The sequence below is a fragment of the Sphingobacterium sp. HJSM2_6 genome (assembly GCF_049316305.1).
Taxonomy (GTDB): domain Bacteria; phylum Bacteroidota; class Bacteroidia; order Sphingobacteriales; family Sphingobacteriaceae; genus Sphingobacterium.
The window spans coordinates 85,297-107,769 of sequence record NZ_JBMOXB010000011.1 but is presented as its reverse complement, the minus strand read 5'-3'; the positions used below and the strand labels follow the sequence as shown (position 1 = coordinate 107,769).

Sequence of the window (22,473 nt, the reverse complement as noted above, 5' to 3'; positions counted from 1 at the left end):
CTTTCCAACTCATCATTATCCAATTTAATAGAGAAATGGAACCTTTGGTTTTTAAGTTATAAATCTCAAATCTAAGTTTCCATATCAAACCACACACACAACAAATAAAATGAAAAGACTTAAACTCATACTACGTCAAATTTGGAAAAACAAGTTGTTTACTGGCTTAAACATTCTGGGTTTAGCAATTGGGATATCAGCCTGTTGGATCGTGTTTAGTATTGTAAGTTATGAATATGCTTTTGATAAGGAACATCCTGATCGGGAAAGGATTTATAAACTTTATTCGGCCTATAAGGAAGGTGCTAAAGTAAATACATTTGATGGTAATACCTATCCAATGGCTCAATATCTGAAGGAAAATGTTTCCATTGCGGAGTTCATTGCTCCAGTTTATGATAAATCTTTTGATGAAGTAAAAATATTTCGGGATGGGGATTCTGTGGTTTTCAATGATCCTAATTTATTGTCGGAAACGACAAGCGATTATTTTAAATTGGTTCCTTATACTTGGATTGCAGGAAATATTAATTCTATTTATAAAGGAAAGAACGAGGTCGTGCTGACTGAGTCCAGGGCAAAACAATATTTCCCTCAACTGGAGGCAGCGCAAATACTAGGAAAGAATTTAAAATACGGTTCAGAAATATATAGCGTCAGTGGAATCGTTAAGGATTTAGAGTATCCCAGTAGTTTTACCTCCAAAGAATTTTTACAGTTTAGCGAGAATAAATATGAACAGGATAATTGGACAAGTTCGAATTCAAATTTTAAAATTTTTATTAAGCTTAAGAATCCAAGTGATAGCCATGAGTTTTTAAAATTAGCCGAAAAGAAGTTGGTGGACATGACCGAGGCTAATTTTAGTAAATATAATCTAAAGGCAGCCTTGAAACTTGCTCCATTGGATGAAGTTCATTTTGATTTAAACCTACAGGATGCAGTAGATAAAAAAGTTTTATATGGATTGATGGGAATTGCAAGCTTTTTGTTAATCTTAGCTTGTATAAATTATATTAACTTATCAACTGCTCAAGTTCCTTATCGTGCAAAGGAAATTGGTATTCGAAAGACACTAGGAGAACAAGCTCGTCACTCGAATTTGTCCTTTATAGTAGAGACCTTTTTTATATGTCTTTTTGCATTATTATTGTCTTGGCCGCTAGTGAAGATTTTTGAAAAGTCTTTTAATAAGTATTTTCCCAATGAGATGCATACTTTTCAAGACCTGGGATTGATGATTTCCTTCTTAATTGGTTTGATTATTTTATTAACCCTCCTGAGCAGTATTTATCCACTTTACTTAATTAATAGGGTTCAAATAGTAGATGTGCTAAAATTTAGGGGAATTAGTAAAATCTCTGGTGGGAACCTGTCGATCCGAAAGGCCCTTATCATCTTCCAGTTTATTATAGCGCAAGCATTTGTAGTTCTTACGATAATAATGGGTATTCAGATGCGGTTTATGATGATTGAAGATACTGGATTTAATAAGAATGCCATTATAAACCTCAAATTGCCCTATAAATCCAGTCAAGGAGGGGATAAAGACCCTTTTATTTTAAAGAATAATTTAAAAAAATATCAGCAGATTTCCAATGTGAGTTTAGGCCATTTGATCATGAATAATGACCATTGGGGGAATAATATTTTTCATCAATCGGATACTGGTGAAGTGATGGTGAATATGCCATTTAAATATATTGAGAATGATTATTTTGAGGTATATCAGCTTAATTTATTGGCAGGTAGAGCATTAGCGCTTGCAGACAGTAGCTCAGGCGTAGTGTTGAATGAAATTGCCATTCAGAATTTAGGGTTTAAGTCGCCAGCAGAAGCCGTTGGTCAAATCGTTAAAATTTCAGACAAACCTATACAGATTGTAGGGGTGGTGGGCAATTTTCATAATAAGAATTTTCATTCACCCATGGAACCTATCGCATTAAGTGCTTCGAATAAAAGAGGAATGTTACAGCAGCTTAATATTCGATTGAGTGATGATCCTAAGGAATGGACACAAGCTATTTCGCTTATTGAAAAAGAATGGAAAGAATATTATCCATATGCTCCTTTCTCTTATACATTTTACGATGATCATATCAAGAGTTTGTATGAATCCGATTACAAATTTACAAAGATCATTAATCTCTCTACGGTCATTACGATACTGATTAGTTGCTTAGGATTAATTGGTTTGGTAACTATTAGTACTGCGCAACGTACCAAAGAAATAGGTGTACGTAAAGTTTTAGGTAGTTCTATATCAGGTATAGTTTCGCTTTTGTCAAAAGATTATATCAAGTTAATTTTCATTTCTATTGTTATAGCTACACCAATTTCCTGGTGGGCAATTAATAAATGGTTGGCCGATTTCGTGTATAAAGTAGAAATTCAATGGTGGATGTTTGTCGTTCCCGCATTGCTTACTTTAATCATTGCATTTATCACGATGAGCTATCAATCCATCAAAGCTGCTAAAGCTAATCCAGTGGAGAGCTTGAGGGATGAATAGTTTAATTGTTAGGCAGTAGAAATAGAGTTATTGATTTAATATGATTCTAATAAAATTAGCTTTAAAAGGTATTATATCAGTGTATTTAAATTCATAATTGAACATTAAATTTTGAAAAATGTTGCTTAATTATTTTAAAGTAATTTATAGGAATTTTAAAAATAATAAAATTAATTCCGCAATTAATATCCTTAGTTTGGGAGTTAGTTTAACTATTGTAATATTAATTGCATCCTATGTTAGGTATGAGTTCGGATATGATAAATTTTACAGTAATTCAAACCAAGTTTATAAATTATTGACAAAAAATAGTAAAGGGCATGATGGAATCAGTGGTTTTTCACATACATCTTTAAAGACTATTTTACCTCAGGAATTTCCAGAAGTAGTTGTTGGAACTTTCTTTTTTGCTCAAAATGAGGCTATTAGTAATGGGTATGTAGAGTCAAAATATTCAAATTTAAATTTTGGAGTTTCGGATATTGATTCTAATTTTTTTGATGTATTTAATTTAAAATTTCTCTCTGGGTCTAAAAAATATTTAGTAGTTAAAGGTGATGTAGTTATTACAGAAAAAGCAGCAAAAGGACTATTTGGGAAAATGGATCCAATTGGTCAGCCTTTAAAAATAAAAGTAAATAAAGATAGTTCGCAAATTTTAATAGTAAAAGGAATCGTAGAAAATATTCCGAAACAAAATCATTTCCAATCAGATGTTTTTATACTAAATAAAACTGCATTGAATGTTAATATTAATTTGAAAAGTTATAGTAGGATTTCGCAATATGTGTTAATTAAAGAAGGTACAGACATTAAGAAACTTGAAGAAAAGATAAATAAATTCTTGCATTTAAATGGTTTTGAAAGTTCTAATGAAATTATTTTATTTCCTGTTCAAGATCTCCATCTAAAATCCATTCATTCGGATCGTTTTGAGGTTAAATATAAAGACATCAGAATTATATATAAGTATATTTTGGTAGGTTTTTTAATTTTGGGAATCTCTTCTGTCAATTTTATTAATCTTATTATCACAAAATCAATTTTCAGATTAAAGGAAATTGGGATAAGAAAATTTCTAGGTGCAAATTCAACACAAAATTTACTAATCTTTTTCTTTGAATCTTTGTTTTATTATATCCTATCAAGTTTACTAGCTCTTTATCTGTCGTATTTGTCTTGGAAAGATTTTAACCATTTAGTAGGAATTAATACGTCAATTAGTTATTTATATAGTATAGAAAATTTAATAGTAGTAACTACGTTTGTAATTTTCATGTCCATTCTTGTTACCGTTTATCCTGCCATAATTATTTATAGAAGTGATTACGCTGTGTTTTTTCGTAAGAAAATAACAAAAATTAAACTAGATATTTCACCTCAAAGAGTATTAATAGTTGTTCAAGTTTGTATTTCATTGTTTTTTATAATAAGCACAATTATAATTCATAGACAAATTCATTTTATTACTAAAAAAGATATTGGCTTTGAAAGAGAACATTTGGTTCTCGTGAAAAATGTAAAAAAGAATGTTGAAGTTTTTAAAAATAACCTACTGAAATCAACATCCGTTAAAAATGTTAGCTATTTTGGTAATACCGAAGTTGGAAATCCTTCAAATATAACAAGTGAAATGAAAGATCCAAGTGATTCAACTAGGTTGTTAACTTTTTCATTTTACGAAATTGGATTTGACCTTTTGCAGAATTTAAAAACGCAATTAGTTAAAGGGCGTTATTTTAGACAGTCTGATGCTAATTTGGCTGACTTAATATATTCAAATGTTAATAAAAAAGATAATAAATTAAATAAAAACCCAGTTTCACTTAATAATCTTCCAATAATTATTACTGAAACTACTGCGAAGAAATTAGAGATAAATTCAATTGATACCATCATTTCAATGCCTTTGCTTTTTGGAACTGTTGTTGGAATAATTAAGGATTTCCAATTAACTACCTTTAAAAATGAAGCCCCTTTAGCCATTTTTCGTGCAGATTCTGGAAATTCTGGAAATGCATTTATTAGAATTGATAATAATGATATAACAGAAAATATTTCCTTTATAAAAAACACATATCATCAATTGTATCCAAATGATGAATTTGATTTTCATTTTGTAGAGGATCAAATTCAGAAATTATATGAGGAAGAAATTAATCAAGCCAAACTTTTTCTCTTATTATCAATTTATTGCATTGGTTTATCAATGGCTGGTCTGTTAAACTTTATCTTGATAATATTAAAAAACAAATCAAAGGAAATAGCAATTCGTAAAATTCATGGTGCAAGTGTTTTTAATCTAATAGCCTTACTTTCAAATGAATTTTTACGACTAATTATAACATCAATTATAATTTCATTTCCTTTTATTTTTTGGATTATGAATGAATGGTTGAGTGAATTTGCGTATCGAATTAGATTAGAATTTTGGTATTTCTTAATTGGAGCAATCCCCATCTTTTTAATAATCTTTTTCGCCATATTTTTACGAGGAATGATTTCTGCTAAAGCTAATCCAGTGGAGAGCTTGAGGGATGAATAGTTTAACTGTTTGATAAGATCGTAAAGCGGAGGAAGTTAAAAAATAGAATTAGAAATAAGACATTAGACACATACGAATAAATTTATTATTGAAATTGATCAAGAACTTGAAGCAAAAGCTAACATTTTCTATGCATCGTCTCAAAATTTAGTAACATGATTCACAGCATTCTACAGTATAGTTTAAGGCATTTATTCAGGAACAAGTTGTATACCTTTTTAAATGTTTTAGGATTAAGTATAGGAATTAGTTCCTGTTGGGTGATATATAAGTATGTAACTTATGAGCTAAGTTACGAGGAAGGGATGGCTCATAAAGAGCATACATATCGATTGATTTCGAGAATGGGGGAGGAAGGAAATTATAGTTTTTCAGGAGGGATCTCTGCGCCTATTTACTTTTACATGAAAGAAGAACTTGCCGGTATAAAAACATTGGTTCCTGTTTTTAAAACCTATACCCAATCTGTATTCGTTCCGGAAGGAAGAGGTCAACATATCGGGAAAGAGTTGCTAGATTTTGAAAAGCAACAAATTTTCAGAACGGAAAAAAGCTATTTTGATTTATTGGATTATACTTGGTTGGCAGGAAATAAGCAGACTGCACTTCGTCATTCTAAAGAGGTAGTTCTTTCGGAAAATAGGGCTCGATATTATTTTCCAGATTTACAATTTGAAGAAATGATTGGAAAGACTGTGCTGTATGACGATAGTATTCAGGTGGCTATTTCAGGAATTGTAAAACCGTTGGATTATCCCTCCGAATTTAGAGGAGAGGAGTTTATGTTGTTAGAGAAATCGTCTATAGATTTAAGTTTGGCGAATTGGACCAATACCAATTCCTCCGATATGGTTTACTTCCAAACAAATAATGAAACGGAGGCTGCGCGAATATTAGATCAAGTGCAAAAGAAAGTTCGCTCCAATTGGGAACTGTTTAATCAAGAACGAAAAGTAACTTATAACTATAACCGCGAGATTGAAAAATTGCCAATTTTAGAGACACATTTTAGCACAGAAATCAACGATTTTGGAATCTCTAAAATTAGCAAAAAAGTTATTTACGCATTAATAGGTACAGGTGTATTTTTATTGATCTTGGCTTGTATAAACTATATAAACTTAACAACAGCCTTATTGCCTCAGCGAAATAAAGAAATTGGTATCCGTAAAACTCTTGGAAGCAAAGGGAAGCATTTAATTTTTCAGTTGCTCATGGAAACTGGTTGGGTAATTTTATTAGCTATAATTTTTTCTATTCCGTTAAGTTTTCTCGCAATACATTTTTTAAATGAATTTTTCCCAACGGAAAGCTTTTTTTTTAGGAACGAATGGAGATTGTTCTTGTTTATGTTTTTGTTATTCTTGCTAACCTTATTGATCGCTGGAATATTTCCATCCTGGATGGCAACAAAAGTAAATGCAGTGGATATTTTTAGGAATAAAAGTAAGATAGCGGTTGGGAATGTAAGACTGAATATTAGAAAACTGTTTATTATTTTCCAGTTTGTAGTTGCGCAAATATTTATTATTTCCGCAATAATCATAGGTCAGCAATTGACTTTTGCGATACAAAAGGATTTGGGATTTAAAAAGGAATCGGTCATAGTTAGTGATATTCCAATTAAATTATGGGATTCAGAAAATTACGACAGTAAAAGACAAACCTTATTAACGGAATTAAGAAAAATCCCTGGAATTGAACACGTGAGTTTAGGACAAAAACCAATGACGGATAGGCATAGTTCTTCGATTTATACTGTACAAGCAGCAGGAGATAAAGAGAGCGAGGGACGTCGCATTTTTCTTAAATCGGTAGATACGGCTTATTTAAACGTTTACGGTATTCAACTGATTGCGGGAGCAAATCTACTTCCTTCAGATACCATTAGTTCTTTTTTAATCAATGAATCTGCGGTTAAAATGTTTCAATTTTCTTCAGCGGAAGATGCTATAGGAAAGCTTATAGGCCAAGGAAATCAGCGTTATCCAATTGTTGGGGTTGTTAAAGATTTTCATATTAGCAACTTTTATTCGGCAATTGAACCTACTGCTTTAAGAACTCATTTAGGAAATGCAGGTACGATAAATATACGGTTAGCTTCTGGATCTTTTCAAGCTGTGGATGAGGTAATGGGTATTGTAAAAAATAAATGGAGCCAATTTTTTCCTGTAGAAGATTTTACGTATGAGTTTATGGATAAAAGTATTGCCTCATTGTATAAAAAAGAACATATGCTCTTGACGCTTACTAATCTTTGTACAGTAATAGCTGTAATCATTAGCTGTTTAGGTTTATTTGGATTAGCAACAATTTCCGCATATCAGCGGAGTAAAGAAATAGGTATTCGGAAAGTTCTTGGGGCATCCATTTCCAAGATATTTGGCCTGCTTTCAAAGGATTACCTTAACATGGTGTTCATCGCCCTGATCATTGCGTCTCCTATCGTTTGGTGGTTGGCCAATTCCTGGTTAGCTGATTTTGCTTATCGAATTGATATTAGTTGGGTTCCTTTCCTTATTGGCGGTACCGTTATTTTCTCTGCCAGTATACTAACTATTAGCTATCAAGCGATGAAAGCCGCTAGATCAAATCCTGTAGAGAGCTTGAGGGATGAGTAATCATAGGTATCGGATTAGAGACATAAGATATTAGAGCAGAGTGAACGAAATCAACACATAGAGGTAGAAAAAATTTTGGAGAAGCGGGACCATAAACTCCTTCTTTGAAGCAAATAATATCATTTAATAATCAAGTCGAATCAAAATATTGTTAAAAAATTAAGTATGTCAAACTACACACACATCTCAAATCTATAATTAAATGATTCTAAAGACGGCATTGCGGAAAATTAAAAACAATAAATTGATGACGTTTATCAATGTATTGAGTTTAGGTATAGGAATTAGCGCGACACTGGTGATTTTTTTATTAGTGGCATACGACTATAGTTTTGATAAACATGTGAAGGATCGAGATCGGGTTTTTCGAGTGGTGACGAATGGTGAATTTAAATTAGCGGGAACGCTAACACCATTAATGCGAGCTATGGATGAAGAGCTTTCCATGGTAGACCTGGTGGTCCCAATATTGATGCCTAATAATAATTCGCTAAAGGTACCCGTGAAGGGTGATGAGGGCTTTAATTTGTTTACAAAAAATAGAGGACTAATATTTACCAATAGTCAATATTTTGCTATTTATCCGCATACATGGATTGCTGGTGACGCAAAGATTTTGGACAAACCTAATATCATCGTATTAACGGACAAAGATCAAAAGCGGTTTTTTCCGAATAAAACTATGGCAGAGGTTTTAGGAGAAACGGTGGTTTTTGCGGATTCCATCAATTTAACGGTAGGTGCTGTAGTTGCAGAAATGCAGGAAAATTCAGAATTTAAATACAGTAGTTTTATATCAACGGCAACCATTCCAAATTACCCTAAACTAATAGAAGCATTTAGTTGGGAGGTTTGGAATAACTACAGTGATTCGAACCAAAGTCTAATTAAGATAGCTCAGGATGCTGAAGTGAGTGCTGTAGAAAAGGCTATAATGCAGCTGCTAGGCAAGTATAAAAAGGCGGATGATGGCTTTAAAGATAAATTCGAACTACAGCCAATAACAGATGTGCATTTTAATCCTGAATATAATTATAATGCGACTAAACCAGAAACATTAAGAAACTTAATTGTCCTTGCAATTTTTCTGCTCTGCTTAGGGCTGGTGAACTTTATTAATTTATCAACCGCGCAATCTATAGCGCGAGCAAAGGAGGTTGGTATTCGTAAAACCTTAGGCAGTTCTAAATGGAAATTGACTAGTCAGTTTTTGTTGGAAACCTTTTTAATTACCTTAACAGCAGCGGTATTATCGCTATTGTTAACGCCGATTTTCCTTAAAGCTTTTGATGGTTTTATACCCAAAGAACTAAGTTTGGGGAAAGTGTATTATGGCTGGATATTGTTGTTTGTCCTATTGCAAGTTGTGTTAGTAAGCCTATTAGCAGGATTCTATCCGGCATGGATCATGACTGGCTATGCACCAGTGCTGGCATTAAAAAATCAATTGAGCAAGAATTCAAATTTAAGTCGTAGTTCTTGGGTTAGAAAAGCCTTGACCATTTTTCAATTTCTGTTAGCGCAAGTGTTTTTAATTTGTGTATTTATTGTGGTAAAACAAATCGACTATGTATCGCAGAAAGATATGGGTTTTAATAAGGAGGCTGTGGTTAATTTCTTTGTTCCTGGGGCCTATCAAAATGGAGAAAAGGCGAAGTTATTAGAACATAAATTAGCATCAATACCAGAAATTGAAAAGCTAAGTCTTGGAAACCAATCGCCTGCATTTTTAGGTCAAATGACTACCAGTATAAGCGTGGATCATCGAGAAGATTTGGAAAAGCTTAACCTCGATGCGCGCAATGGGGATGAACATTTTATCGAAGTATACCATATTCCTTTAGTGGCTGGAAGAAACATTCGTATGATAGACTCCAAATCGGAGGTATTAATAAATGAAAAAGCATTGGGATTGCTGAATTTAAAAAAACCTGATGATGCCTTAGGATTATCCTTTAATAATGGAGAGATGCTCGTCGTTGGGGTAATGAAAGATTTTGATATTAGTTCTGCAAAAAATCCGATAAGACCTTTGGTTTATTACGGGACTAATCGAGGTTATGTTTTTCATGTAAAACTTGATGTGAATCGTCCTGAAACTTGGAAATCTGCTTTAGGTAAAATGGAAAAGGAGTTTAAGGCTATTTTTCCGAACGATGAATTTGATTTTAAATTTTTAGATGAAAATCTTGCTCAATTTTACACTAAAGAAAAACAATTGTCCAAGTTATTAACTTGGGCAGTTTGCTTGTCGGTTTTAATAGCAGGATTGGGCTTGTTTGGTTTAGCTATTTTCACCGCAAATCAACGAACAAAAGAAATAGGTATACGTAAAGTGCTTGGGGCTTCGGTTAAGGAAATTATTTTCTTGTTATTACGCAACCAATTGGTTTTGGTTGGAATTGCTTGTGTTATTGCATTTCCGATTGCCTGGTATTTAGGAAATAATTGGTTGAATGATTTTACCTACAAAACGGAGATATCCTGGTGGATGTTTCCACTATCGATGCTGTTGCTGATGCTGATTGCTTCCTTGGTATTGCTGTCGAAATCATATTTTGCAGCCAAGTCTAATCCTGTGGATAGTATTAGAAATGAATAAGAAGCCTTGAGATAAAAACCATCTGACTTGAGCCATGAGATGCGAGTGTTCATAGTTGATCGTTGATTTTTTGCAGGAAAGAATAGAGTAGAAAGGAGGTTTAGCACTGCCCTTTATCATCTTCTCCGTGACTCAAGATTTAAAGCTAAGCCTAGATAAATGCCTTCAGGTTTATTTTGATGTTCACAAGCGTACAAAAACTGTTCAAAAACGAACATGTAAATGGTTGAATAGTTTTTGTAAATTAATGATATATAGCCTGTTGCAGTTTTGGCAAAGGCCTTGTAAATATGGGTATGGACAATTAGTTTATTTGGGAAAATAATATAGAAAGCAATGATTAAGGCGGCTTTACGTAGTTTAAAAAAGACAAAAATGCTGAGTTCCATACATGTACTGGGACTTGGAATTGCTTTGGGAGCATCAATCGTGCTCTATTTAACAGCAATGTTTGAATTGTCTTTTGATAAATTTCATGATGATATCAATAGAATTGGGGTTTTATATAAAAAATCTGAGCCTACCAATGGGATTAAATACAATATCTCTATGGAAGTTCCATTGGCACCTCAATTAAAGTCTGAGATTCCAACTATTGAGTATGCTTCTAGGTATGCGAATGGAAACATTATGCTTCGTCATGGAGATAAGGAGATCACATCATCCATTAAATATGTGGATAAGGATTTCTTGGCGATGTTTAGTTTTCCCGTTCTATCAGGACGTAAGGGTGGCCTTGAATCAACGGATGAAATAGTGCTCAGCAAGAAAATTGCTATGAATCTTTTTGGAAGTACCGATATCATCGGTCAGTCTGTAGAATATAACCAAGACGGGCAATGGACTAGTAAAACGATTACTGCTGTATTGGAAGATCTGCCGGCGAATTCCAGTTTGCGATTTAACAGTTTGATAAGCTTTGAGGCTCAGCCAGATTATTTTAAAAATAAAGATAATTGGGAGCATCAGAATCATGAAGTATTTGTGAAATTAAAAACTCCAAAAATAGAACCTTCAATTTTCGCTAAGGAACTGGTAAATTTTTCAAATCAACATTTTAAAGAATCAAACGAGCGATTAAAAAGAGATGGGGCTAGACCCGATGGAAATGGCTTATATATTTCGTTGAATATACTTCCTTTAGCTGATTATCATTTCAGCAAATTTGGAGTTGCCTCTGGACCATCGGCTAGTTATCCTTGGATATTATTAATCTTAGCAGGATTAATCCTATTTATTGCATGTTCGAATTTTATTAATTTGACCTTAGCACATTCTATAACTCGTAATCGTGAAATTGCTACTCGAAAAACATTAGGGGGTTCAAATTGGCAAATTATTAAACAACTTTGGACAGAGTCCTTTATGATCTGTTGCTTTGGTTTGGTATTAGGCATGTCTTTGTCATCCTTACTTTTACCTTCGTATAATGCCAATATGGATTATCAGTTGAAGATTATTGATCTATTCCAGATTAATAATTTACTATTCTTTATTATAGGTTTTATCATGATCACCTTAATCGCTGGTGGCTTGCCTGCTTGGAAAATTGCCAATACGACAATTATTCAATCGCTAAAAGGTTCCGCAAAAATAAAGGCATCTAAAATAAGAAGTTCATTAACGGTAGTTCAATTCATTATTGCCATTACTTTGATGATCGCAACCATAGTCATTAGTACGCAATTGACTTACATGAGTAATCGTCCATTAGGATTTAATAAACATCAGGTGATCAGTATCCCAATTGGAAGAGGATTAGATAAAGAAGATGCTTTGAGTCGGATGCGGATTGCCTTAGAAAAAGAACCATGGGTTGGCTCAGTTAGCGGATCTGATGTTAATATAGGTAGAGGGCGCGATGGCGGACAATCGCGTAGTGTCTTTGGTTTCGAACACGATAACAGGGAGATGTTTACGAATTTCATGCGTGTAGATTTTGATTATTTACAGACTTTAGGGATTAAGTTGCTTGCAGGTCGGGATTTTGATCGGCAAATGAAAACAGATACATCCTCCATCATTATCAATAAACAGATGGCAGCACAGTTTGGCGGAGTCGAAGAGGTCGTAGGGAAAAAAATTGGACTTAACGGTACTTCTACCGTTATCGGCGTTATAGATGATTTTAATTTTCAGGATTTAAAGAATAGTGTTGAACCCTTAACGCTTTCGATCAATCCGAAAATATTTGCTGTGGAATATATTTTTGTTCAAGTGCAATCAGCTCATTTGGGTGAAACGTTGAAAGAGGTAAATAGACTTTGGAAAACAGTGAATCCTGCAGCAAGTATTGAACCTTCATATTTGGATGAGAATACTCAGAATTTATATCAAAGTGAGAAACGATTCTCGAATATTGTAATCACAGGAACCAGTATTGCCATAATTATTTCAAGTTTAGGTTTGTTCGCATTAGCATTGATGACCATCAACCAACGCATCAAAGAAATAGGGATTCGGAAAGTACTAGGATCTTCGATAACGAATATTATTTTGTTGCTTTCTAAGGATTTTCTATTGCTCATTCTCCTTGCTTTTTTGATTGCATCTCCGATAGCATGGTACGTGATGAACCTGTGGTTAAAGGATTATGCCTACCGAATTCATATGTCCATTTGGATGTTTATTTTGGCAGGTAGTATCTGTTTTGCTATTGCATGGTTAACTATCGCATGGCAAACCATGAAAGCTGCAAAGACCAATCCAGTAAACAGTTTGAGAGATGAATAATTTTATTAGAACGAAGAGTTTAGGCAGAATAGAAAAAAATTTGAACAAAAAAATTAAATTTCACAGCACCTAATCCTTTTAAGTTACGGTATACCTATGTTATTATAAACACCTTAAAGAACAAAGTATCCAATCTTATTCTAAATTTTAAAATCCATAAAATGGTACAAATTACATTAAGAAACATTCGGAAAAACAAAGGGTTTTCGTTGATAAATATAGCAGGATTAACGATGGGGATATCCTGTTTTTTATTGTTAGCAGCCTATATCTATCATGAATTGAGTTATGATAAATATTTATCAAATTATCCTCGGGTAGCTTATGTAAGTATGGGGTATAAATCAGGACAGGATGCTGAATTTATTCATATGGGTGTTACCCCAACGGCGCTTGCACCAACGTTTAAAAAGGAGTTTCCTGAAGTAGAACAGGCTGTACGGATGTATGCATATAATGGGGCTGCTTTGGTAGAAAAGGGTACCGAACAACTGAAGGAGAGTAAACTGAAGTTTGTGGACGAGGAATTTTTAAATGTATTGAATTTTAATGTTTTGGCGGGAAATGCGAAAAACCCATTGAGTGAACCAAACGCGATTGTTTTAACGGAAAATCTAGCTAAGAAATATTTTGCTGATCAAGAAGCCGTAGGTAAAATGCTGATGATTGATAAAAATCCTTGGTTGGTGACGGCGGTCATTGGCAACGTACCAAGTTATTCGGAGTTAAAATTTGATGCCTTAATGTCCAATAAAGGGTTGTCCCGATATAAGGATCCGAATTGGGGAAGTGCAAATGATGTGACTTTTCTGTTATTAAAAAATCCGAATTCATTTCATGCTTTGCAAGGGAAAATAGATGAATTTATTAATAATCAATTTAAAGAAGCAATAGCGCAGGGTTTTAGTTTTAAAATCGATTTGGAACCGATAAGCGAAGTGCATTTGTTTTCAAAAACTGCGGGTACTGGCAATATAACTTACCTGTATATTTTTACTTTCTTGGGAATTAGCTTATTGCTCATATCCTGTGTAAATTTCACAAACTTGAGTTTAGCGCATGCTACGGAACGAATAAAGGAAATCGGAGTGAAGAAAGTATTGGGAGCCAATCAATTGAGGATATTTAAACAGTTTCTTACAGAGGGGACTTTCATGGTGTTTATCTCCTTGTGCCTAGGGATATTTTCGGCTTGGTTGCTTCTACCAATCTTTGCTAATTACTTGGGTATCATCATCAGCTTCGATGTATGGAATAAGCCCATTTTCTACGGAATTATTATCGGGTTTTTTATTGCTTTGACTTTGCTAGCTAATGGTTGGCCAGCTTGGTTGATTTCCAAATTTAACCCCGTTGATATTTTAAAAGGAGAATGGAAATCTAAAAAAAGCAAGTTTTCAATAGCAAAAATATTAATTACCTTCCAATATGCTGTTTCCATATTTCTAGTAATATGTACATTGTTGGCATATCGGCAAATGCATTTTATTCAAACAATGAATACAGGGTTAAATCGATCGCAAGTATTGGTATTGGATGGTGATATATGGAGTAATTCAGAGCGTGAGACTTTAAAACATAAATTGCTTGCAAGTTCGTCTATTAAGGCAGTTTCAGCCTCTTATGATTCACCAGTAAATGTGCAAGGTGGTTATTCCATTAATTTTGCGGAAGGTAAGTCTAACGACTTTAGCTTGAATATCACTGCAATTCCTATAGAGAAGGATTTTTTGACGGTATTTGAGATTCCTATAATTGCAGGGACTAACTTAAATGATGTCGATATTAAAAAGGCCCAAGACACTTCAGCGAACCGAAGTGTCGGATTTATATTGAATAAATTGGCCGCATCTAATTTGGGTTGGAATCCTGAAGAAGCTATTGGCAAACAGATTCAGATGAATGGCAGAAAAGGACCTATAAAGGCGGTGGTTGAAAACTTTAATTTTGCATCTCTACATACCGAGGTACAACCCATAGTACTATTTCCTGAATATCATTACTTCGGTAATATTTTCATTAAAATAAAAGAAGGAACCTCGACCACGAAAGCATTGGAAGATATATCCCGAATTTTTAAAGAAATAAAGCCAAATAGTCCCTTCGAAAGTCACTTTCTGAATGATGATTACGCCGCTATGTATAAAAAAGAACAGCAATCCAGTAAAATTATGCAACTCTTTGCTGTGGTAACGGTCATCATAGCTTGTATAGGATTGTTTGCTTTATCTGCATACTCTGCTAAACAACGAATTAAAGAAATTGGAATTCGCAAAGTACTGGGGGCTTCTGTGTATAACATGGTTGCCATGTTATCTAAAGATTATCTGCAATTGGTAGTGATTGCATTTCTAATAGCTTTACCATTAGGTTATTGGGCTATGCGTGCATGGCTGACTAATTTTGCTTATCGGAGTAGCATGGACTGGTGGATATTTTTACTTGCAGGAGGCATAACCATGTTTATTTCCTTAATAACTATCAGCTCTCAAACGATCAAAGCAGCCAAATCGAATCCTATTAATAGTTTAAAAGACGAGTGATTTTTTAATTGATTACAGCGCAGAGCTTTTAAGACAGTCGATTTTATGAACTAGGCTAGGCGATTGTTCTGCTTGTTTATTTAATACTTCAACGCCAGGAGCTTCTCTGCCCTATCTCCTCCCATGTTGTCCAATAACGAACAGTTGGTTGTTCGGGTTCGTACATTGGAAAATTTCATTAATATGTAATATACTGATATTCATTAGGTTGTTTGTTTGGCATGAGTCGTGGTTAATAAATGAAAAGAAGATAAATGAAAAAAATAGTCCTCGCTATAACCGTATTTGTTTGTTGTTTAGTTTATTCGGTAAATGGACAGGATTCCCTCCTGTCCTTAACCGATTGCATTGGTCTGGCTATCAAGAATAATACTGGATTATTGCGTAATGAATTGGCCTTATCAAGAGCTGATATTCGCTATAAACAGGCATTGAATGAACGCTTACCAAGTTTAGGAGGCAACTTGTCTCATGGCTTAAGTCAAGGTCGTAGTATAAACCCCACTACCAATCAATATGTAGATGAGAATAATAGCTATGGGAATCAATCCTTGGTTTTAAATGCACCCATATTTAATGGTTTTTCCATTTTACATCAAATCCGCAAACAATCGAATGCAAGGGAAGCTGGAAAGTTAGAATATGAGAGCGCAGTAAATAATTTAAAATTGGATGTTATAGAAGCGTTTGTGAAAGTATTAACTGCTGTGGATATGTTGAAGCAAATGGAGAGTCAGTTGTTAGTAACGAAGGAACAAGTGCAAAGGCATGAGGTATTAAATAGGGAAGGAGCTATTTCCCCTGGAGATTATTATGATTTAAAAGGTCAATATAGTGCTGAATTAAACAGTTTAGTAATGACAGAGCAATCATTAAAAGATGCTCGAATTCAACTAGCAGGATTACTGAATATTGCGGAATCTAATTTACCTGGGTTATCGCCTATCGCTATTTCAACAGATATACCCATATTTACAGCAGATGCCTTATATGCGCAATCATTGAAAATAATGCCCAGTATGAAGGCCTTAGATTGGCGGATAAAAGAATTGGAGCAAGGAATAAAAGTAGCAAAAGCAGCCTATTTTCCGTCTTTAAGTTTTGGAGCAGGGCTTTATTCTAACTACAGCAAAGTAGGTGGAGATTATTTCAATCAAATGAAGAATAACTTAAGTAAAAGTATTTCTGTTGGTTTGAATATCCCTATTTTTAATAAGTTCAATACAAGAAATCAGGTCAAGTTGGCAAAATTGGATTTATCTGAAATGCAGTTGACCAAACAATTTGAAGAAAATGAATTAAGGAAAGTGACTGCGAGGTCCGTGTTTGATTTAAAAATAGCGCAGGAAAATATTAAAAATTTAAAAGAACAAGAGGGGAATTATCAAGAAGCCTTTCGGATTGCGACGGTTCATTTTGAAGCGGGAAATAGCAATTCGGTACTCTACTTAACAGCTAAGAATAAGTTGGATCAGGTTAAAAGTCAGTTAGTTATTAAACGATATGAATGGGTTATGCAAAAATATATCAATGATTATTACTCCGGTTCATTGGATTTATAATTAACTTAGCAGAAGATGAAAAAGGCGAGAATTTTAGTTGTAGATGACGATCAAGATTTATTAACAGCCACTCGATTATTGCTAAAACCTAAAGTTAAGGAGCTTTTGGTGGAGCACAATCCGGAGCGTTTATTACATATACTAGAAAAGAACCCGGTAGATATCGTGCTTTTGGATATGAATTTCAAAAGTGCCATCAATACTGGAAATGAAGGTTTGTATTGGCTTGGAAAAATAAAATCACTTTTTCCAAACATACAAGTTGTCATGATCACAGCCTATGGTGCAGTAGATTTGGCGGTTAAATCTTTAAAACAAGGAGCTTCAGATTTTATTGTTAAGCCTTGGCAAAATGATCAATTGCTTCAAACATTGGAAGGTATTTTTGATGAGGTAAGCTTAGAAAAAAAGAATAAATCAGCGTTGCCAATTCGCGAACAGCATGGAATTATTGGAAAATCTGCTATTATGGAAGATTTACAATATAAATTGGATAAGGTAGCGCCTACAGAAGCCAACATCCTAATTTTAGGGGAGAATGGAACAGGAAAGGACCTTATAGCTTCGGCAATTCACCAGCGATCGTTGCGAAATACACAATCTTTTGTGAAAGTGGATGTTGGATCATTGACGGAAACCTTATTTGAGAGTGAACTTTTTGGGTACAAAAAAGGTGCGTTTACCGATGCTCGGGAAGATCGAAAAGGCCGATTTGAACATGCCCATCATGGTACGCTATTTATGGATGAAATTGGAAATATCAGCTTACAACAGCAAGCGAAATTGCTGAGTGTATTGCAAAACAGGGCGGTAGTTCCCTTGGGTTCCAGCCAAGCCATTTCAATTGATATTCGGCTGTTAAGTGCCACCAATGTTCCTATGAAAAACTTAGCGGATGAGCAGCGATTTAGGAAGGATTTAATCTATCGAATCAATACCTTAGAAATTCAAGTGCCACCTTTACGGGAGCGTGTGGAAGATATTTCCTTATTGGCAAATCATTTTTTAGCGTTTTATAACACGAAGTATCATAAAAATATTCAAGGCTTAGAAAGGGATGCCATAGTCAAATTAAGTCAATACCACTATCCTGGAAATGTAAGGGAACTACAGTATAGCATTGAGCGGGCAGTAATCATGACGGATCAATCAAGTATTTGTGCTTCGGATATTTTGTTTTCGCCAATTGAACAACAAGAATTAAATCTACCAGAAGCAGATTTTCCGACGCATAACTTAGAGGAAATGGAGCGAAAGGCTATTAAATCAGCTATCGAACGATTTAATGGAAATATCAGTAAAGCAGCGAAAGAATTAGGTTTGACCAGAGCAGCGCTTTATCGAAGACTAGAAAAATATAACCTTTAGTGATGGTTCGATTAGCCATATCCGACTTCTTCAAAACCCTACTAATAATTGCTTCTTCAGTAGGGGTAGCGTATTTAGTTTTTCTTGAATATTACGCATATGCCTTTTTTGGTTTTTTGATCTTGGTGCTTTTTACCTATAAGCTGTTTTCCAAACATCGATTTCTATTTGTCCAGTTACAGGAATTTGCCGAATCGGTCAAGTACCGAGATTTCACGCGTAGATTTTTGGTTAAAAATGAACGTACAGTGGAAGGGCAATTGTTTAAATCCTTTAATCAAATTAATGAGGTTTATAAGCACATCAGCATCGATCAAGCCCTACAGCATCAATACCTAAATAAGGTAATCAATATGTTGGATACTGCGATCATTTTTTATCATGCGGAAACTGGCAAAGTTATATGGCTCAATGATTCTTTTAAGGATTTGTTCCAAGTACCTCATCTGGGTAATATTTCTGGAATGGCAAAAAGAAATATAGATCTATTTGAAAAAACTATTCAGCTTCGGGTGGGAAAACATCAAATTGAAACTGTACATTCTAGTAAGGGTAAAATTAAGTTGCTATTACAGAGTTCTGGATTTGAAACGCAGGAAGGATCTTTTCGAATTGTAGTCTATCAAAACATTAATGAAGCAATTGATGAAACAGAAACGAAAGCTTGGCAAAAGCTGTTGCGGGTATTGACACATGAAATTATGAATTCAATTGGTCCCATTAGTTCATTAGCGGAGACATTACATAGCCGACTCGAGCATTGGACGGAAAAGGAAGACCTCGATGATTTGAAACTTGGTGTTTTTACGATAAAGCGAAGGAGTGAAGGCTTATTGCAATTTGCAAAAAGTTACCGAATGATTAATAAAGTTGATCAACCTAAATTCGGTGATGTTTTAGTGGTTCAATTATTTGAAAATACGTATCAACTTCTTGAACCCACCTTATTACAGAAGCAAATAGATGTGGATATCATCATTAAGAATACCCGATTGGTGATTCAAGCTGATATCAATTTAATGGAACAGGTGATGATTAATTTATTGTTGAATGCGATTGAGGCGGTCAAGGATCAACCGAATCCATACATTAGTTTAACCGCAATAGAACATAAGGACTTTGTCCAGATAAAAATTCAAGATAACGGCGTTGGAATGTCTGCAGAAATTCAAGATCAAATATTTACCCCATTTTTTACAACTAAAAAAACGGGAACTGGTGTTGGACTTTCGTTAAGTAAACAGATTATGTTGATGCATAATGGTAATTTATCTGCAGACAGTATAGAAGGAGAGGGCAGTACTTTTACCTTACAATTCTAATGGATTTCGTAATTTTGTGCGTACATGATTGACTTGTTTTCCTATCTACGCCATTTTTTTATATCGAATAGTCGTCATGGCACGCATTCTCCGTTTGTTTATGCCATAGCCGATCAGGTGATATACAATAAGCATTTTAAATCTGCAAATGCGATAACATACCCTAATGGTGTTAAGCTTCTGCCACAATTGCACAATATTTTAAGTTATCTGAATGTGCGTACCGTAAGTATTTCGCTTAGTGACTTAACAGCAGATGCTTTTTGGTTAGATCATGTAAAATGGGATCATATAGAAGATTTACTAAACATAATTGATTCTGGTAAAATCGTTGTTATCCAGAAACCGTATAGTAAAAAACAATCTCCAATTTGGAACACATTAATCTCTGATAATCGGGTGACGGTTTCTATTAATTTATTCCACTTTGGATTGTTGTTACATAGGGATGCGCAACATAAGGAAGATTTTTGGCTTAGACAGCAATTATGGTAGCTCGTATGGCCTATGGACTTCCAATTTTGACTTTAATTTAGGCTCCTTGCTTTAGGGTTTTATTCGAATGTTTAGCTAATTGTTGAATGACTTATCCCTAACATCCTCCCATTCAGTGATGATCAGAAAATTAGGGTTTCATAAGCAAGTTAGGAAGTCAGGTATATTATTACGATTTACCTATTTGATGCCTCTGTCCCTTTAAAAAGCTTCACTGATACTCAAATAAAACCCAGATTGTCTTTTTTCACCAGGTCTTTGTTCTCCATAGGCATAATCAAATCGGATGCTGCTGTTGTGCTCTAAGCTAAAGAAATAGCGAAGGCCTGCGCCATAAGAAGGTAAAAATCGGAAATCATGTTTTTTAGAAAATGTAGATCCTGCACCTGCGAAACCAGAGATCCCTAATCTTGGATGAAATCTATACCTTAGCTCGGCTTGGCTAGCTAGGAAGTTTTTATCTTTGTAACGACCTAAGTAATAGCCTCTCATGATCATATCTCCACCCAAATCACGCATGACATAAAACGGGGTGTTTTCTCCATAAGTACCTCTGTAAATACCTTGCGCTGCAATGCTTAGTTTGGGATGAAGGGGGTAAAACCATCGTAGGTCTATTTCCGTTTGGGTTCCGATATAGTTTTCTTTTCCAAACAAATTGGGAGCGAAGCTCACTTTGGCTCTAGCATAAACGCCGGAAGTTGTAAAAGTTGTAAAGTTTCTCGTGTCATATAGTGTGGATATTCCAAGGGCGAGGTATTGCCCTCCTTTTTTGCCCATTGATTCATCATGTTCAAAAATACCACCTGCATGAATATCTTTGAAGGTGAAATTTTCATAATTCAAATTGACACCGGCGTAGAATTTAGGTAGAATTTTTTTCTCTGCTTCTACTTTTACTCGATATAGTTTTTGATCTAAATAATCTTCTTGATCTTTCCAGGTGTCATTTCCAATTCCATAATAGTTAAAGGGCCAATCTCGAAATCTTATTTCAGTAAGTATATGGTAATCGTTATTTTTTGTCCATATATCCGAATTCAGTTTAATGTTTTTTTGACTTTTACTCGTTAGGGTTCCAATTAACGTGATATTGGAAGTTCTACTATCTAGGTTATTTTTGTCCATATAGAAATTGTAAGTACCTGCAATTCCATATTCAAAGCTAGTTTCCTGCGCATACCCTAATGCCGGGAGAACGACAAAGCTTCCAGATCTGGAAGAATCTTTTTGAGAAGAAACAAAAGTTTTAATCAATTTTTTGATGAGATTTTGATTCTCTTGTGCCATAGTCAATGAAGGAGAAAGGCAAAAAAGACCTAAGGATAGTGGAAATAAAATAAAAAATCGGGAGCTAAAAATATTCATCATGCCCAAATATAAAGGTAAAAAAGGAATGCGAAATGAAAATTATTTACTTGCATATCAAGGATATGATTTTCAGCGTCAAAAAAAATGGCTAAATATTTTTGTAATGTGGTTGGAGTAGCTATCTTTGCATCATCAAAACGGAAAATATGCGTTTAAAGTTTTGAAAGTTCTTTAAGTAAAAAAAATAAAAATAAAACTTGCGAATATCAGATAAATATTAGATTTTTGCACTCGCTATCCAAAGGTAGCCGTTCTTTAAAAGAAAGTTTTATTAAATTAAATATCCGCCTCCTTAGCTCAGCTGGTAGAGCAACTGACTTGTAATCAGTAGGTCATTGGTTCGATTCCGATAGGAGGCTCAAATGCAACATTAGTTGCAGGTCTGGAGGGGTTCCAGAGCGGTCAAATGGGACGGACTGTAAATCCGTTGCTTCGGCTTCGAAGGTTCGAATCCTTCTCCCTCCACCAAAACCAAGTTTACATCCCGTTGGGTAACTAACACTCTGGGATGTAAACTTAAAAGCGGAAGTAGCTCAGTTGGTAGAGCGATAGCCTTCCAAGCTATAGGTCGCGAGTTCGAACCTCGTCTTCCGCTCAATTTATAAAACACATCTAAGTCTCTTTCTTCATTAGCAAACAAAAATTGAAAATAAAGGTAGAGGCTTATAGCTGTAAATAACTTTTTGTAAGCCGAAGTAGCTCAGGGGTAGAGCACTTCCTTGGTAAGGAAGAGGTCGTGGGTTCAAATCCCATCTTTGGCTCAGATACATAAGTTTTTATTTAACTTTGTAAAAATTAA

General features: G+C 34.4%; 11 protein-coding genes and 4 tRNA genes. 14 read left to right on the top strand and 1 reads right to left on the bottom strand.

All coding sequences use genetic code 11. From position 1 onward, the window contains the following. The first annotated feature begins 109 nt into the window (after positions 1 to 109). From ACFRAE_RS11190 to ACFRAE_RS11145, 10 genes are all read left to right on the top strand, one after another. The gene (locus ACFRAE_RS11190; RefSeq protein WP_422797242.1) at positions 110 to 2,512 is read left to right on the top strand and encodes an ABC transporter permease; all 2,403 of its coding nucleotides are present in this window, start codon (positions 110 to 112) and stop codon (positions 2,510 to 2,512) included. A gap of 118 nt (positions 2,513 to 2,630) precedes the next feature. Further along, positions 2,631 to 5,057 (top strand): ABC transporter permease, encoded by a 2,427-nt coding sequence (locus ACFRAE_RS11185; protein ID WP_422797241.1) that lies wholly within the window; start codon positions 2,631 to 2,633, stop codon positions 5,055 to 5,057. Between the two features lie 155 nt (positions 5,058 to 5,212). Beyond that, positions 5,213 to 7,678: an ABC transporter permease gene (locus tag ACFRAE_RS11180; RefSeq protein ID WP_422797240.1), complete on the top strand. Its 2,466-nt coding sequence runs from the start codon at positions 5,213 to 5,215 to the stop codon at positions 7,676 to 7,678. 202 nt (positions 7,679 to 7,880) lie between these two features. Further along, complete coding sequence (locus ACFRAE_RS11175; RefSeq protein ID WP_422797239.1) at positions 7,881 to 10,280, top strand: ABC transporter permease; 2,400 nt, start codon at positions 7,881 to 7,883, stop codon at positions 10,278 to 10,280. Between the two features lie 336 nt (positions 10,281 to 10,616). After that, complete coding sequence (locus ACFRAE_RS11170; RefSeq protein WP_422797238.1) at positions 10,617 to 13,013, top strand: ABC transporter permease; 2,397 nt, start codon at positions 10,617 to 10,619, stop codon at positions 13,011 to 13,013. 161 nt (positions 13,014 to 13,174) lie between these two features. Further along, positions 13,175 to 15,556: an ABC transporter permease gene (locus ACFRAE_RS11165; RefSeq protein WP_422797237.1), complete on the top strand. Its 2,382-nt coding sequence runs from the start codon at positions 13,175 to 13,177 to the stop codon at positions 15,554 to 15,556. Between the two features lie 254 nt (positions 15,557 to 15,810). Beyond that, a complete protein-coding gene (locus tag ACFRAE_RS11160; RefSeq protein ID WP_422797236.1) occupies positions 15,811 to 17,118 on the top strand; it encodes a TolC family protein in 1,308 nt (435 codons plus the stop codon). A gap of 15 nt (positions 17,119 to 17,133) precedes the next feature. Then, entirely contained in the window at positions 17,134 to 18,486 is a 1,353-nt protein-coding gene (locus ACFRAE_RS11155; RefSeq protein WP_422797235.1) for a sigma-54-dependent transcriptional regulator, read from the top strand. 2 nt (positions 18,487 to 18,488) lie between these two features. Further along, positions 18,489 to 19,808, top strand: coding sequence for a sensor histidine kinase (locus ACFRAE_RS11150; protein WP_422797234.1), 1,320 nt, complete (start codon positions 18,489 to 18,491; stop codon positions 19,806 to 19,808). Positions 19,809 to 19,832: 24 nt separating this feature from the next. Next, complete coding sequence (locus ACFRAE_RS11145) at positions 19,833 to 20,303, top strand: hypothetical protein (protein WP_422797233.1); 471 nt, start codon at positions 19,833 to 19,835, stop codon at positions 20,301 to 20,303. Between the two features lie 201 nt (positions 20,304 to 20,504). On the opposite strand, the gene ACFRAE_RS11140 is transcribed toward ACFRAE_RS11145, so the two are convergent. Continuing rightward, positions 20,505 to 21,593 carry a BamA/TamA family outer membrane protein gene (locus tag ACFRAE_RS11140; protein WP_422797232.1) on the bottom strand — a complete coding sequence of 363 codons (1,089 nt, stop codon included), beginning with the start codon at positions 21,591 to 21,593 and terminating at the stop codon, positions 20,505 to 20,507. A 367-nt stretch (positions 21,594 to 21,960) separates the two neighbouring features. Between ACFRAE_RS11140 and ACFRAE_RS11135 the strand changes: the two genes are divergently transcribed. The 4 genes from ACFRAE_RS11135 (at position 21,961) to ACFRAE_RS11120 (ending at position 22,435) form a co-directional block, all read left to right on the top strand. Beyond that, positions 21,961 to 22,033 (top strand) — tRNA-Thr (locus ACFRAE_RS11135). Positions 22,034 to 22,058: 25 nt separating this feature from the next. After that, a tRNA-Tyr gene (locus tag ACFRAE_RS11130) sits at positions 22,059 to 22,142 on the top strand. 54 nt (positions 22,143 to 22,196) lie between these two features. Beyond that, positions 22,197 to 22,269, top strand: a tRNA-Gly gene (locus ACFRAE_RS11125). A gap of 94 nt (positions 22,270 to 22,363) precedes the next feature. Further along, positions 22,364 to 22,435, top strand: a tRNA-Thr gene (locus ACFRAE_RS11120). The last annotated feature ends 38 nt before the right edge of the window (positions 22,436 to 22,473 follow it).